This window comes from Microbacterium xerophyticum (genome assembly GCF_053543555.1).
In genome coordinates, this window is the sequence record NZ_JBLVOB010000006.1 from 546,826 (window position 1) to 560,102 (window position 13,277).

The following is a 13,277-nucleotide window of genomic DNA, read 5'->3' on the forward strand; positions in this document are numbered from 1 at the left end:
GCTGATTCTCCCCCGGATGCGGGTTCTCCCCCACGCATCCGCGGCGGAGATCCCAGGATGGTCTGATGCGGACTCAGGGCGGCGGCAACCCCAGGATCTCCACGGCGCGGAACCTCCTCGTTCTCGTGCTGCTGCTGTGCGTGCTCCCCGCAGCGTCGCTCGTACCGCCGACGCCGGATCCACCATGGGTGTGGCCGGTCGACGGAGGACGATCCGTCATCACGCCGTTCCGTGCGCCCGCGCACGACTACGGCCCCGGTCACCGCGGCATCGACGTGTACGCCGCCGTGGGCGGCGTCGTCCGCGCGCCCGGGGCCGGGGTCGTGGCCTTCCGCGGCGTCGTGGTGGACCGCCCGCTGGTCACGATCGACCACGGTGGCGGCATCGTGACGACGCTCGAGCCCGTGACGTCGACGCTCGCGCCAGGCACCGCGGTCACCGCAGGCGAAGAGGTGGGCGTCGTCGCGCACGGTGGCCACACTCCCCTCGGTCAACTGCATCTCGGCGTGCGCTACGACGACGTGTACATCAATCCGATGCTGATGTTCGGCGATGTCCCCCGCGCGATCCTGCTGCCCTGCTGCGCTCAGCGTCCGGCCGCCGATTCGACGGACGCGTTCATGCCCGAGGGTGGGCGAGTCGGTAGGTTGCTGTGAGCCGCTCCGAGGAGACGTGCGTGTAGATCTGCGTGGTCCCCAGGCTCGCGTGCCCGAGGATCTCCTGCACCGCCCTGAGATCGGCACCGCCGTCGAGGAGATGCGTGGCGGCGGAGTGCCGGAGCGCGTGCGGTCCGACCGCCTCGGCGCCGATGATCGGTCCGAGTGCCTGCGCGACCAGCGTGTAGACGGCGCGCGGGCCGAGCCGCCCGCCGCGCGCTCCGAGGAAGACGGCCGGTGTCGGACGTTGTGCACGCGCGGCCAGCGCGCTGCGCGCCCGCGTGAGGTATGCGCCGAGAGCATCGCGAGCGGGTGTCCCGTACGGCACCACGCGCTCCTTCGAGCCCTTGCCGAGCACCCGCACCGTGGCGCGATCCAGATCAAGATCGTCGACGTCGATCCCGCACAGCTCGGAGACCCGCATGCCGGAGCCGTACAGGAGCTCGAGTATCGCGTGGTCCCGAAGACGTGCAGGGTCGCCGTCGGTCGCCGCGTCGCGGTAGGCGTCCAGCAGAGTGCTCATGCCGTCCTGCGACGCGACGGCGGGAAGCGTCCGGCCCCGCTTCGGCGCGATCAGGCGCAGGCTCGGATCCACGCTGATCAGTTCCTCGTCCTTCGCCCACGCGAAGAAGGAGCGGGCGGCTGCGGCGCGTCTCGCCAGCGTGGAACGGGCGTCGCCGCGTTGCGTGGCACGCCAGAGCCAGTCCCGCAGCGCCTCGAGATCGACGTCGGCGAGCGGCCTGCCCTCGACCGCATCCGAGAGATCGCGAAGGTCCGAGCGGTACGCGCGCACAGTCGCCGCTGAGAGCCGGCGCACCTGCGCCAGATGCGTGGTGAACGCGTCGGCTGCGGCATCGAGGTCCATGCATCCAGCATGCCTCGCAGTGCTCAGTGGGACGAGGCGCCTCGCCGTCGCGGTGAGACGGTGAGATCCGCAGAACGATGCCGGAGTGAACCTGCTGCTCACCCGTATCGCGGAGCGTTCACCCGGTCCGCAGCCGCCACCCGGCCTCGTCGCCGCGCACGCGCTCTTCCAGCGACAGCAGGCCCAGCAGCGCGCGCACCCGATCCTCCGACAGCCCGGCGATCCGCGCGAGTTCTGCGGCGGAGCGGGGCGTGCGTGTGCTCATCGCGTCGATGAGTCGGGTCTGATCGGGATCGACCCTGGCCGCGCCGCCGCCGCCCGCACGCGTCGCATCGATACCGAGCAGTTCCCGCACCTCCTCGGTGCTCGTCACGCAGCGCGCATCGTACTCGCGCAGCAGCCGATGGCACCCGGCGGACGCCGCTGAGGTCACCGGCCCCGGCACCGCCCCGAGCGGCCTGCCGAGCGCCGCCGCGTGACCCGCAGTGTTCAACGACCCGCTGCGCCAGCCTGCCTCCACGACGACCGTCGCCATGCCCAGCGCGGCGATGAGGCGGTTTCGCGCGAGGAACCTCCATTTGGTCGGTGCCGCACCGCACGGAAGTTCGCTCACCATGGCTCCTGTCGATCGGATCCGTTCGAACAACTGCTGATGTCCGGCGGGATAAGCACGATCGACCCCTCCGGCGAGGAACGCGACCGTTCCGCCTCCCACACCGAGTGCGGCACGATGAGCCGCTCCGTCGATGCCGTACGCACCCCCGGACACCACGAGGGTGCCGGACGCCGCCAGATCCCCGGCGAACTCGGAGGCCACCGACTCGCCGTATGCACTCGCCGCTCGTGCGCCGACGATCGAGACCCGTTCAGTCATGGACAGCCGGCCGACGTCGCCGCGGACCCACAGCAGCACCGGCGCGTGCTCGCCGAGGTCGTCGATCGACTCCGGCCATTCCGGATCCCCCGGCAGGAGCAGCCGCGCCCCCACCTCGTGCGCACCCTGCAATGACCGCACGACGTCGCGCTGTCTCGCCCGTGGCCGCCAACGCCGCTGCGCTTCGCCGATGACGCGGTCCGACAGCGCGAATCGCGAATCATCCAGCGCGACGCGCAGCGCGTCGACGGCGCCCAGTCGCGCGATGAGCGCGCCGGCCACTCCGTCGCCGGGCTCGGCTATCACGCCCCAGCTGACACGCGCCAGCGTCTGCGCCGGATCGTCATCCGGTCGGGCGAGACGTGCCGCCGCGAACGCCTCGGTGTCTGCGAGCAGCGTGTCGATCACGGGATGAGTCCTTTCTTCAGGAAGAGCGCGCGCCCGAGCTCGTCACGGCCAGGACGGTCCACCCCGGCGAGGTCCGCCATGGTCCAGGCCAACCGCAGCACGCGGTCGTAGCCGCGCAACGTGAGCAGTCCGCGCTCGAGCGCACGGTCGAGAGGAGCGCGCACATCGGTCGGGAGCCGCAGGGCCCCCTGTCGCAGATGGGATCCGGCCACCTCGGCGTTCACCGCCCATGGGGTCTCCGCCCAGCGCCGGGATGCGCGATCCCGCGCTTCGCGCACCCGTGCCCTGGCGTGTGCCGAGGTCGTCACCGGGCGCTCGGCCGTCGTCGCACGCGAGGCGGCGACGCGTGCGACCTGCAGGTCGATGTCGATACGATCCCGCAACGGTCCCGACAATCGTTCGGAGTACCGCCGGATCGCGATCGGCGGGCAGATGCACTCCGCACCGCGCACGCCATGGTTGCCGCACGGGCACGGGTTGGTCGCCAGCGCCAGCTGGAACCGCGCGGGGAATCGCGCCCGGAATCCGGAGCGGTCGATCTCGATGCTCCCCGACTCGAGAGGTTGACGCAGGGCATCCAGCGCGACACGCGAGAACTCGGCGGCCTCGTCGAGGAACAGCACGCCTCGATGCGCGCGAACGATCGCACCCGGCCGGACGGCTCTCGATCCGCCGCCGACGAGCGCCGCCACAGAGGTGCTGTGATGCGGTGCTTCCAGGGGCGGCAGGTCGTCGAGGACGTCGACGAACCCGCCGGAGAGCGATCTGATGGATGCGACCTCGAGGGCGGCTTCCTCGCTCAGCGGGGGCAGTATGCCGGGCAGCCGACGCGCCAGCATGGTCTTCCCGGCTCCTGGCGGGCCGCTCATCAGCAGGTGATGCCCGCCGGCCGCGGCCACGATCAGGGCCTCGACGGCCTCCTCCTGCCCGACGACGTCGGCGAGATCGAGCGTCTCGGACTCGGGTCGCGGCGCGACGGCCGCCGCCACGGGCTCCACGTCTGCCGGCGCGATGTCGGCGCCGTGCCACATCGCCACTTCGGCGAGCGTCGTCGCCGCGCGCACCTGCATCCCAGGGACCAGCTTCGCCTCGGCTTCATTGGCGTGAGGCACGATGACCCGTTCGAAACCCGCACGTGCGGCCGCGAACACCGCGGGAAGCACCCCCGGAACGGGGCGCACCCGGCCGTCCAGTCCCAGCTCGCCGATGTGCACGGTGCGCGCGATCGACGCGGCGTCGAGCACTCCGCCCGTGGCCACGGCCGACACGGCGATGCCGAGATCGAAACCGCTGCCGTGCTTGGGCAGGCTCGCCGGCGAAAGGTTCACCGTCAGTCGGCGGCGGGTGAGCTGCAGCTGTGCATTGGTCACGGCGTTGTGCACGCGCTGGGCGGCTTCGCCGAGCGCCTTGTCCGGCAGTCCCACGATCTTGAACCCCGGCGTCTGATTCGACACGTCCGCCTCGATCTCGACGAGATGGCCGTCCACACCGGTGAGCGCCACTGCCCAGGTGCGCGCCGTCTTCATCGCAGATCCACGAGATGCTCGAGCACACCGGTCGCCGGGTTTGCACCTATGATCCCGATGATCTCGAGGCGCAGCATCCGATGCCCGGCGAGCCCGGGGTGCTCGGCCGCCCACGCGTACCCGAGGCGCCACAGTCGTTGCCGTTTGCGCTCGTCGATCGCGTCGAACGGATGGCCGTAACCGGTGCTGCGCCTCGTCTTGACCTCGACGATCCCCAGCACGCCGTCGTGCTCGGCGACGATGTCGAGCTCGCCCTGCGCGCAGCGCCAATTGCGGTCGAGGATCCGATACCCGCGGGCCGTCAGGTGCTGTGCCGCGCGGTCTTCACCTGCGCGACCGAGGTCGTCTTTCGCTGCCATGGAGACAGCATGCGCGCGATCTCCGGATCGTCGCCCGCGTGATTCGCACGAGCTGTGGATTCCGCACGGAAAAGAATCACCGTGCCGGAAGAGTCACTTGCCGTCGAGCGACAGCTCCTCGGGGAGCTCGAACTCCCGTCGCTGCAGCTCTTCGACGTTGACGTCCTTGAACGTCAGCACCCTGACCGCCTTCACGAACCGGTCGGCACGGTAGATGTCCCAGACCCACACATCGGTCATCGAGATCTCGAAGTAGAAGTCGTGCTCCGTGTCCCGGCGGACGACATTCACCTCGTTCGCGAGGTAGAACCGGCGCTCGGTCTCGACGACATACTGGAACTGCCCCACGACGTCGCGATACTCGCGGAACAGTGCGAGTTCGAGTTCGCGGTCGTAATCGTCGAATGCCTCTTCGTCCATGATGAGTCCATCCTATGAGTTCAGAAGAGCGTGGGGGCATCGGCGATCGCCCACGATGCCCGATGGAAGGGCGAGAGGCCACCGTCCCTGATCGCGGCGCGGTGCTCGAGGCTCGCGTATCCCTTGTTGCGATCCCACTGATATGCGGGGTGATCGACGTGCAGTTCGGTCATGTGGGAGTCCCGTGCGACCTTGGCGATCACGGATGCCGCGGACACCGAGGCGCAGTCGCGGTCGCCCTTGATCACCGAGCGCACCTCCAGCGGAGCCGGGTGCACACGGGACACGTAGTCGTGGTTGCCGTCGAGTATCACCAGCGCGCCGTCGAGCGACGCACCGAGGGCGACGACCGCGTCGATCGCTCGGGAGGCCGCGAGTCCCAGCGCATGCATGATGCCCGCATCATCGATCTCGGCCGCCGTGGCCCAGCCGACACCGGAGGCCTGCACCCACGACGCAGCCCTGGCCGCCACGTCGGGCCGGCGTCTCTCGGTGACGAGTTTCGAGTCGCGGAGCCCTTCGGGGACGCGGCGCCTGCAGCCCGCGGCATCCATCACCGACGCGCCGACGGCGACAGGTCCGGCCAGTGCACCCCGACCGACCTCGTCGAGCGCGATGATCAGGTCGAACTCGGCGAGCAGCTTGCGCTCGAGGCGCAGCGTTGGCGCGACGACGGTCATCCCTGCGGTTCCGGTACGCCGTTGAAGATGTCGTGATGGCCGTCGACCGTGCCGATCCGGTCGAGCGGCCAGGTGGTCAGGAAGGTCTTGCCCACAACGTTGTCCAGCGGCACGAAGCCACCACTGGGGAGGTCCTGATGAGCGCGTGCATCCTGCGATCGGTCGCGGTTGTCGCCCATCAGCCAGAGCGAATCCACCGGAACAGTGACGTCGAAGGGCTCATTCGATGCCGCGGTATCGCCCTCGGGCAGGTTCAGATAGGACAGCTCGTCGATCGGGGCGCCGTTGATCTCGATCTGGCCGAGGGAGTTGCAGCAGACCACGTGATCGCCCGGCAGCCCGATCAGGCGCTTCACGAGATGGTCCTCGCTGTCGGAGGCGGAGAGGCCGATCAGCGTGAGCAGGGAGTCGACGGCTTCGACGAGCGGCGGGCCTGCCGGCTCCTGCGCGTGCGCGGGGAGCCACCCGCCGGGGTCCTGGAACACCACGACATCGCCGCGTTCGTAGCCCGTCCACCTCGGCGTCAGCTCGTCGACGAGGATCCGGTCGTTGACGAGAAGCGTGCGCTCCATCGATGCGGACGGGATGTAGAACGAGCGCACCACGAAGGTCTTCACGAGGAAGGACACCAGCGCGGCGATGACGATGATCACCAGCACGTCTCGAAGGAAGATCAGGAATCCGCGTCGCCTCCTGGGGCGCACGTCGGGGGCGGATTCAGTCGTCATCGCATTCCTTCAGGGGTTCTTCGCACCGCGCTCTGACGGCATCATCTAGGTTCGCACACTCCTGGACGAACAAAGGCACCCCGGGACGCTGTGTCCCGGGGTGCCTTTGAGAAGCGGGCGGCTGTCAGCCGCGCTTCTCCTTGATCTTGGCCTTCTTGCCACGGAGCTCGCGCAGGTAGTAGAGCTTCGCGCGACGCACGTCGCCACGGGTGACGACCTCGATGTGGTCGATCACCGGGCTGTGCACGGGGAAGGTGCGCTCGACGCCCACCTGGAAGCTGATCTTGCGGACCGTGAAGGTCTCGCGCACGCCATCGCCCTGGCGGCCGATGACGATGCCCTGGAAGACCTGGACACGGGAGCGGGTGCCCTCGGTGATGTTCACGTGCACCTTGACGGTGTCACCGGGGTTGAAGACAGGAATGTCGGAACGGAGCGAAGCCGCGTCGACGGCGTCCAGGATCTGCATGATCGTCTCTCTCTGCACTCGCCTCAGGTCGGATGCATGGAATGGAAGGATTACGTGAATGTGTGCTTTACGGCGCATGATGCGACCGCGGGCTCCCCTGGGGCAGAGCCGGTGACGGCACAAAGATCTATTCTGCCATGGATCCGGCATGGCGCCAAAACACGGATCAGTGCTCCGAGGCCGGCTTCTCCCGGATGACGAAGACATCGCCCTGAGCGCTCGGCTGCCGCGGGCGCCGGGGCTCGGCCGCAGGCTGCGGCCGCTCGGCTGTCGGCATCGTGCCGGCCGGAGTGGTGACGCTGATGCCGACCGCACCGCGCGCCTCGTCCCACAGCTGCCTCAGCACCAGCCAGAACATGGCGAGCGCCACGACGATGGCTCCGGTGAGCAGAAGCGGGAACCACGCCTGCGGATAGCATCCGACCGCGATCGTCAGCGCGTGCCACACCGTGAAGCCGAGCACGTCCCACCAGGAGACCATGCGCGTCTCGCGCACGGATGCACGCGCGCGCACCAGCAGTGTGAGCGTGAGCTGACCGATGAAGACGGACGGGATCGCGATGAAGAGAACCCAGAGGAACGCCCATCCCCCGGCGTTGAAGATGCCCCAGCCGATCAGCAGCCACAGCGGCAGCACGAAAGCCGCCGGCATCAGCCATCGGTAGAAAGCGCGTCGCAACCACATGCTCAGATCGTACGACGCTCGCCTGCGCGCACGGCGGGTGTTCGCTGTGAGCATGGACGGGCGCGATCGGACAGGCCGCGCAGATCGGAGAGAATGGAGGGGACGAGAGGAACACCATGATCGAACTGCGCACCCCTGCCGAGATCGACGAGATGCGAGCGGCCGGACGATTCGTCGCCGAGACACTGGCGACGTTGCGCGACGAGACCAGGATCGGAACGAATCTCCTCTCGATCGATCAGCGGGCGCACGACATGATCCGCGCACGCGGAGCGGAGTCGTGCTACATCGACTACCACCCTTCGTTCGGCGCCAGCCCCTTCGGCAAGGTCATCTGCACCTCGATCAACGATGCGGTGCTGCACGGACTCCCCCACGACTACACTCTGCGCGACGGCGACCTGGTGACCTTGGACTTCGCCGTCTCGGTCGACGGCTGGGTCGCCGACTCCGCCGTGTCGTTCGTGGTGGGCACGCCTCGGGATGAGGATCTCCGTCTCATCGACACCACGCAGCGTGCGCTGGATGCGGCGATCGAGACCGCGACGGTCGGCCATCGCATCGGCGACATCTCGGCGGCGATCGCAGCGATCTCGCACGCCGAGGGCTATTCCATCAACACCGACTTCGGCGGGCACGGCGTCGGCCGCATCATGCACGGCGACCCGCACATCCCGAACGACGGGCGCGCGGGACGCGGGTTCCCGCTGCGCGCCGGTCTCGTGTTCGCGATCGAGCCCTGGTTGCTCGCCACCACGGACGAACTCGTCACCGACCCCGATGGCTGGACCCTGCGCAGCGTCGACGGTTCGCGCGGCGCTCACTCCGAGCACACGATCGCCGTCACAGAGGACGGTCCGATCGTGCTCACCGATCGCTCGTTCCTCGGCGTGGACTGAGGACTCCGGTTTCGCGTCCGGATATGCCAATCTGAGGGCATGATCCCGGAGGACCGTCACGTGCCGCAGCGCCTGCTGATGGTCCGCCACGGTCAGACGCGGTGGAACCTCGAGGGACGGTTGCACGGACAGCTCGATTCGGGTCTGACGGCCGAGGGGATCGCCCAGGCGTCGGCGGTCGCAGAGCGACTCGTGCCGCTCGGAGTGCGCACGGTGTGCTCCAGTCCGCTGGGCCGAGCGCTGCGGACAGCGGTCATCATCGCCGAGCGGCTCGGCGCCGATCTCATCGAGGTGCCGGAGCTCAGCGAGCTCCATATGGGCGCGATGGCAGGGATGACGCGTGCGGAGATCGAGGAGGCCTTCCCGGGAGCGAGGGCGGCCCGCGCGGAGAATCGATACGGATGGGCCTTTCCCGGCGGCGGCGAGAGCTATGCGATCGCACGGGGTCGTGCGCGCAAGGCCCTGTCGACGTGCGGTTGGGAAGCCGAGGGGACCCCGGTCCTGGTCACGCACGAGATGATCGGACGGATGCTGCGCGCAGAGCTGCGTGGACTGAATGCCGCTCAGGCACTCGCGCTGCGGCATCCGCTGGGAGCGGTGTTCGACGTCACCGCCCACTCGGAACGGATGCTGTAGACGCGGCGGAGCGCAGGCGCCCTCGCGAACGGGACCTGATCCGCGGTCAGGAGGCCGTGTAGACGAACACGTCCGTCAGCATCGGGAGCTCGAACCGCGTGCGACCCGCGGTCTGGGGATCAGCATCCAGAATCGCCTCGAGTCGAGCCACCATCTGCGCGCGGGTCTCGTCGTCGGCGACCAGGAAACTGCTCACGGTGAGCCAACGGGCGATGTAGTCGGCACGGGTGATGTTCTCCGACCATGCGATCTCGGCCCTGCGGTCGAAGGTGAAGCCGGGCAGCTCGTCCGCTGCGGAATCGGTCGTTGCGTCCTTCTCGGCCACGGCCGGGTGCGCGATCCGATGGCAGGCGCGGTCCCACGCGCAGTCAGGATCGGAGTGGTTCCAGAGCAGCCCCAGAGTCCCGCCCCGCACCAGCACTCGTACGATCTCGGCGCACGCCGGATCCCGGTCGAACCAGTGGAAGGCCTGCGCCACGGTGACGGCATCCACCGATGCGTCCGGCAGCGGAATGCTCTCCGCACCCGCCGCGATCGCTTCGACGCCGGGAAGCTTCGCCCGCAGCACGTCGAGCATCGCCTCGGACGGCTCGACGGCGATCACCCGGCCGGCACGAGCGGGCAGCAGCGCGGTGAACTTGCCGGTGCCCGCCCCGAGATCGAGCACCGCGCGCACGTGGGACGGAAGGATCTCGGCCGCAGCGGCGTCGGGGAAACCCGGCCGGAACCGGTCGTACTCCTCGCCGATGTTCTCGAACGACTTCGCCAGTTGCTGCCTCGTCATACCTCGACGCTAACAGCAGCACGCGGTGGGCTACGCGAGCTCGATAAGGTCCTGGTACTCCTGGCTCCAGATGTCCTCGACACCGTCGGGCAGGATCAGCACGCGCTCGGGATTGAGCGACTGCACGGCGCCCGGATCGTGCGAGACGAGCACCACGGCGCCCTCGTAGTGCGCCAGAGCGTCGAGGATCTCCTCGCGGGAGGCCGGATCGAGGTTGTTCGTCGGCTCATCGAGCAGCAGCAGGTTCGCAGAGGACACGACGAGGGTCGCCAGGGACAGGCGCGTCTTCTCGCCGCCGGAGAGGACACCAGCGGGCTTGAGCACATCGTCGCCCGTGAAGAGGAACGAACCCAGAACACGTCGCGCCTCCATCTCGGTGATGTGCGGAGCCGCCGAGACCATGTTCTGCAGCACGGACCGTTCGACGTCGAGGTTCTCGTGCTCCTGCGCGTAATAGCCGATCTTGACGCCGAAGCCGGGCTGCAGCTCCCCCGTGTCCGGCTGATCGACACCGGCGAGCATCCTCAACAGGGTCGTCTTCCCCGCACCGTTGAGGCCGAGGACGACGACCTTGGATCCGCGGTCGATCGCCAAGTCGACATCCGTGAAGATCTCCAGCGAGCCGTACGACTTCGACAGCCCGGTCGCCATCATCGGGGTCTTCCCGCACGGCGCCGGCTTGGGGAAGCGCAGCTTCGCGACCCGATCGACCTCGCGCACGTCATCGAGCCCGGCGAGCAGCTTCTCGGCACGAGCCACCATCTGGTGGGCTGCTGCGGCCTTGGACGCCTTCGCGCCGAATCGCGCGGCCTGCTGCTGCAGGGTCGTCGCCTTCTTCTCGGCGTTCGCGCGCTCCTTCTTGCGACGTTCTTCGTCCGCCACCCGCTGGCGCAGGTAGTTCTTCCAGTTCATGTTGTAGATGTCGATGCTCTGACGGTTCGCGTCGAGGTAGAACACCCTGTTGACCGTCTCGCCGACGAGTTCGACATCGTGGCTGATCACGATCAGCCCGCCCTTGTAGTTCTTGAGGAACTCGCGCAGCCACACGACGCTGTCGGCATCGAGGTGGTTGGTGGGCTCATCGAGGATCATCGTCTGGGCATCCGAGAACAGGATGCGCGCGAGCTCGATGCGTCGGCGCTGACCGCCGGAGAGCGTCGAGAGCGGCTGGTCGAGGATCCGATCCGGCAGGGAGAGGTTGTTCGCGATGGATGCCGCCTCCGCCTCGGCCGCGTAGCCGCCGAGTCCTTCGAACTGCTCGGTGAGGTTCCCGAATCGGCGCATCGCCTTGTCGGCGACCGCAGGGTCGGAGGACGCCATGTCCTCGGCGGCCTTGGCCAGGCCGAGCTGGATCGTGCCGAGGCCTCGCGCATCGAGGATGCGCGTACGTGCGAGCATCTCCGGGTCACCGGTGCGGGGATCCTGAGGAAGATAGCCGAGTTCGCCGGACTTCGTGACCTTGCCGTCGGAGGGCAGCACGTCGCCTGCGAGCACCTTCGTCAGAGTGGTCTTGCCGGCGCCGTTGCGTCCGACCAGACCGATCTTGTCGCCGTCGGAGACGCGGAACGACACGCCATCCATGAGGAGGCGGGCGCCAACGCGAATCTCGAGGTCGTGCACGGCAAGCACAGCGATGCTCCGTTTCGTCAGGGAGGGGTGGAGTGGCCCGCGAAGTGTGAAGACACCGGGCCAGCCTCTCAGTATAGGTCGGCCCGTCTGTCAGGACGCCCACAGGCACATGGACAAGACCCCTCCGCAGTATGACGACCTCGATACCTGAGGGTGATGTGTGCGCACCCGGCCGATACGTACGTTCTACGGGTGGACATCATCAACGACCTCATCCTTCAAGCCGCAGCCTCACCATGGCTCTACCTCGTGATGTTCGCGACGGCTGTGATCGATGGCTTCTTCCCTCCCATTCCGAGTGAGACCGTGCTCGTCGCCGCTGCGGCGGTGGCGGCATCCACCGGGGAGACGAACATCCCGCTCCTGATCGCCGTCGCGGCGCTCGGAGCGATCATCGGCGACAACATCGCCTACGCGATCGGCCGCTCACTCGGCACCACCCGCTTCGCATGGATGCGCCGTCCCAAGGTCGCCGCCGCCTTCGACCGCGCGCAGCGCACACTGTCCCGCAACGGCGCTCCCCTGATCCTCGGCGCCCGCTACATCCCGGTGGGCCGCGTCGCCGTGAACATGTCGGCCGGCGCGCTCGGCTACTCGTGGCGACGATTCCTGCCGCTGAGCATGATCGGCGGCGTGACATGGGCGGCCTACAGCGCAGGCATCGGCCTGCTCGCCGGCCACTGGCTCGAGGATCAGCCCCTGCTCAGCGTCGTCATCGGCGTCACCTTCGCGCTGGTGCTGGGCTTCGTGATCGATCGGGTGGCCTCGGCCGTCCGCCGTCGCCGAGGCGTCGCAGCATCCGACGCCGGATCCGTCGTCGCCGATGAGGCTCGCGCCGGCGACCCGGCCGGGGTGACAGGATGACACCCATGAGGGCCGCCCGAATCGAGAAACGCGAGCACAAGCGCGAACTGAAGAAGAATCGGCGCGAGCAGAAGGAGCGCGCCAGGGCCGCTCGCCCTCCGATCAGCCGCCGCACGGTGATGGTCGTGATTCTCTCGGTGATCGCGATCGCGCTGTACTCGGTCATGGTCCCCGTGCACGTCGCGCTGTACGCGAGCTCGGTTCCGATCATGATGATGCTCGCGGCGGTCGCGGTCACTGCCGCGCTCGTCGGCGTCCGGTACCCGAACCTGGCGATCATCATGTTCACCGTGACGGCTGTACTGGTGCCTCTGACCATCAGCAGAGATGCCGCGCTCACCGCGCCGTGGCCGTGGTCGGTGCCGATGCTCATCTCCTTCGCCGTCACCGTGGCCGCCCTCACCTTCCAGCACGGATGGCGCCGCGGCCTGATCATGTTCGCGCTGGGCACAGGGTCGGGGCTCGTCGCGTCGATCATGCTCCCGACCGTGCCGAGCGCGAACTCCCTCATCGTCACCACCTCCGTCGTCGGCGGCATCTACCTCATCGCGGCGCTGCTGGCAGCGCGGCTGCGCCTGGGCGACGAGCTCACCCGGCAGCGCGAGCACACCGCGGAAGAGCAGGCCCGCAGGGAACTCGTCGAGGAGCGCACCCGGATCGCCCGTGAACTGCACGATGTGGTCGCGCACAGCATGTCGGTGATCCAGGTGCAGGCGTCCACCGCCCGATACCGGCTGTCGGATCTTCCCAGCGAGGTCGCGGCCGAGTTCGACGACCTCGCCGCGCCCGCGCGTT

Annotated in this window: 16 protein-coding genes; 5 read left to right on the plus strand and 11 right to left on the minus strand. The window is 68.5% G+C overall.

Translation table 11 applies throughout. From position 1 onward, the window contains the following. Nucleotides 1-65 precede the first annotated feature (65 nt). Entirely contained in the window at nt 66-656 is a 591-nt protein-coding gene (locus ACNPNP_RS09305) for a murein hydrolase activator EnvC family protein (RefSeq protein ID WP_448965744.1), read from the plus strand. Here ACNPNP_RS09305 and ACNPNP_RS09310 read toward each other — a convergent pair. From ACNPNP_RS09310 to ACNPNP_RS09350, 9 genes are all read right to left on the minus strand, one after another. Then, the gene (locus tag ACNPNP_RS09310; RefSeq protein WP_448965745.1) at nt 619-1,521 is read right to left on the minus strand and encodes a tyrosine recombinase XerC; all 903 of its coding nucleotides are present in this window, start codon (nt 1,519-1,521) and stop codon (nt 619-621) included. The genes ACNPNP_RS09305 and ACNPNP_RS09310 overlap by 38 nt on opposite strands. A gap of 118 nt (nt 1,522-1,639) precedes the next feature. After that, complete coding sequence (gene dprA / locus ACNPNP_RS09315) at nt 1,640-2,803, minus strand: DNA-processing protein DprA (protein WP_448965746.1); 1,164 nt, start codon at nt 2,801-2,803, stop codon at nt 1,640-1,642. Continuing rightward, entirely contained in the window at nt 2,800-4,329 is a 1,530-nt protein-coding gene (locus tag ACNPNP_RS09320; RefSeq protein WP_448965747.1) for a YifB family Mg chelatase-like AAA ATPase, read from the minus strand. Before ACNPNP_RS09320 ends, dprA begins: the two co-directional genes overlap by 4 nt. Then, a complete protein-coding gene (locus ACNPNP_RS09325) occupies nt 4,326-4,688 on the minus strand; it encodes a YraN family protein (protein ID WP_448965748.1) in 363 nt (120 codons plus the stop codon). Before ACNPNP_RS09325 ends, ACNPNP_RS09320 begins: the two co-directional genes overlap by 4 nt. 93 nt (nt 4,689-4,781) lie before the next feature. After that, entirely contained in the window at nt 4,782-5,108 is a 327-nt protein-coding gene (locus tag ACNPNP_RS09330) for a DUF2469 family protein (RefSeq protein WP_033107234.1), read from the minus strand. Between the two features lie 20 nt (nt 5,109-5,128). Then, nucleotides 5,129-5,788, minus strand: coding sequence for a ribonuclease HII (locus tag ACNPNP_RS09335; protein ID WP_448965749.1), 660 nt, complete (start codon nt 5,786-5,788; stop codon nt 5,129-5,131). Continuing rightward, nucleotides 5,785-6,516 carry a signal peptidase I gene (lepB, locus tag ACNPNP_RS09340; protein WP_448965750.1) on the minus strand — a complete coding sequence of 244 codons (732 nt, stop codon included), beginning with the start codon at nt 6,514-6,516 and terminating at the stop codon, nt 5,785-5,787. The genes ACNPNP_RS09335 and lepB overlap by 4 nt, the downstream gene beginning before the upstream one ends. Before the next feature lie 124 nt (nt 6,517-6,640). Beyond that, nucleotides 6,641-6,985, minus strand: a complete 345-nt coding sequence (gene rplS / locus ACNPNP_RS09345) for a 50S ribosomal protein L19 (protein WP_307364253.1) — start codon at nt 6,983-6,985, stop codon at nt 6,641-6,643. Nucleotides 6,986-7,151: 166 nt separating this feature from the next. Continuing rightward, entirely contained in the window at nt 7,152-7,670 is a 519-nt protein-coding gene (locus ACNPNP_RS09350; protein ID WP_448965751.1) for an MFS transporter permease, read from the minus strand. A gap of 116 nt (nt 7,671-7,786) precedes the next feature. Between ACNPNP_RS09350 and map the strand changes: the two genes are divergently transcribed. Then, the gene (map, locus tag ACNPNP_RS09355; RefSeq protein ID WP_448965752.1) at nt 7,787-8,569 is read left to right on the plus strand and encodes a type I methionyl aminopeptidase; all 783 of its coding nucleotides are present in this window, start codon (nt 7,787-7,789) and stop codon (nt 8,567-8,569) included. Between the two features lie 39 nt (nt 8,570-8,608). Continuing rightward, the gene (locus tag ACNPNP_RS09360; protein WP_448965753.1) at nt 8,609-9,205 is read left to right on the plus strand and encodes a histidine phosphatase family protein; all 597 of its coding nucleotides are present in this window, start codon (nt 8,609-8,611) and stop codon (nt 9,203-9,205) included. Between the two features lie 46 nt (nt 9,206-9,251). Here ACNPNP_RS09360 and ACNPNP_RS09365 read toward each other — a convergent pair whose 3' ends face one another. Both ACNPNP_RS09365 and ACNPNP_RS09370 read right to left on the minus strand, forming a co-directional pair. Next, complete coding sequence (locus ACNPNP_RS09365) at nt 9,252-9,989, minus strand: class I SAM-dependent methyltransferase (RefSeq protein ID WP_448965754.1); 738 nt, start codon at nt 9,987-9,989, stop codon at nt 9,252-9,254. A gap of 30 nt (nt 9,990-10,019) precedes the next feature. After that, complete coding sequence (locus ACNPNP_RS09370; protein WP_448965755.1) at nt 10,020-11,618, minus strand: ABC-F family ATP-binding cassette domain-containing protein; 1,599 nt, start codon at nt 11,616-11,618, stop codon at nt 10,020-10,022. 192 nt (nt 11,619-11,810) lie between these two features. Between ACNPNP_RS09370 and ACNPNP_RS09375 the strand changes: the two genes are divergently transcribed. Both ACNPNP_RS09375 and ACNPNP_RS09380 read left to right on the plus strand, forming a co-directional pair. Beyond that, nucleotides 11,811-12,482 carry a DedA family protein gene (locus ACNPNP_RS09375; protein WP_448965756.1) on the plus strand — a complete coding sequence of 224 codons (672 nt, stop codon included), beginning with the start codon at nt 11,811-11,813 and terminating at the stop codon, nt 12,480-12,482. A gap of 5 nt (nt 12,483-12,487) precedes the next feature. Beyond that, nucleotides 12,488-13,277: histidine kinase (locus ACNPNP_RS09380; RefSeq protein WP_448965757.1), on the plus strand; the 790-nt coding region annotated here is incomplete at its 3' end.